This is a genomic window from Endozoicomonas sp. SESOKO3 (assembly GCF_024606255.1).
Map to the genome: position 1 here is coordinate 1 of NZ_JAHHPR010000351.1, position 1,255 is coordinate 1,255.

The 1,255-nt window shown below is 44.9% G+C and carries 2 protein-coding genes; both read right to left on the bottom strand.

The window, feature by feature from the left end:
* Positions 1 to 4: 4 nt before the first annotated feature.
* A complete protein-coding gene (locus tag KDK18_RS06275) occupies positions 5 to 673 on the bottom strand; it encodes a hypothetical protein (RefSeq protein ID WP_257254013.1) in 669 nt (222 codons plus the stop codon).
* 193 nt (positions 674 to 866) lie between these two features.
* Positions 867 to 1,255: hypothetical protein (locus tag KDK18_RS06280; RefSeq protein WP_257254015.1), on the bottom strand; the 389-nt coding region annotated here is incomplete at its 5' end.

A 1,255-nucleotide genomic window follows, 5' to 3' on the forward strand; every position in this document is an offset into this window, starting at 1 on the left:
GGAGTTATTCTGGCACGCTATAAAGGTTCTGAACTGGATCAACAATTTGGACGGTATTCAGGGCATTTGACAGGGACGATGCCCGACTTGCAAATCCAGCAATGCCACCTGTGCTGGCAGGACCGGTTGTAAGAACGGTGCCGGTGTTGACACTATCGCGTATGACGCTATCAGAAACACTGCCCGCTAAACCTCCGGCATGACTGCGAAACCCTGACGTTTTGATGGTACCGGCATAATTGACCACCTCTTCAATCCTGCTGCCTTTCAACTCTCCCACCAGTGCACCCGTTGGGCTCATATTTCCGGTGCTGGTCACTTTTGGTTGTTTTAGCAGGATCTGCCTGATGGTGCTGTTTTGCAATGACCCGAACAATCCTGAGGCAGTGTTATTTGCTAACGTTGCAACCTCAAGGTTGGAAATAACATGGCCGTTGCCATACAGGATGAGAGAAAACGGATTAGAGGTATTGCCTACGGGTTTCCAGGGAATGAATCGGCTCAGGTCAATATCACCGATTAACCGATAGCGACCTTTGACCGGGTGCTCGGCATTCAGATATTGATTGAAATTATTATTGTCCAGCTCAATAGTGTCGGCGCAATTGTTCCAGCTTGGAAAAAAAACGACAAGTGACAGTAATAATGCTAGTGGCTTTTTGCTGATAACCAAGCTTTGCCGATTTTGATTTTTTATCACGTTTTTGTTCATTGAGGCACAACCACAGATAGAATAAATATTCGTACTCGTATTCAGCATTCGTATGTATAGACCACAATGAATCATCATGCAGATAGCCATTAAAAACTTAATTTTGAGCAGGGGGCAACTCAGAAGTTTCCATTTTTGTTTCAAGTGGTTGTCTTTAAAACTTCTTAATGGCCACGATAACTGCAACCGATACAGCCAACACAGTGCCCGTTCTAATAAGCCTAATTCCCCCACCTTGAATGGCCGAAGATGATCCCGCAGAGGATAAAGCGACAGCGGATTTTTGATAGTTATAGTTTTCAAGACCCAGTGAAATTGCTTGCATCTGTACCTGCCGGCTACCTCCCTCAACATAAGCATTTTCAACAGCCAGATAGACTTTATCACCAACAAAAACAGGGCGCATAGACTTTGCTGCTGCAGGTTGAATGGTGGTGTCAAAACGATAGATATTGACCTGATCTTGATAAGTAAACACGGACAGTCGCCCATCACTGTGGTAAATAATGGCGTGCAAATAATCTTCCGTGGTCATCAGCTTGA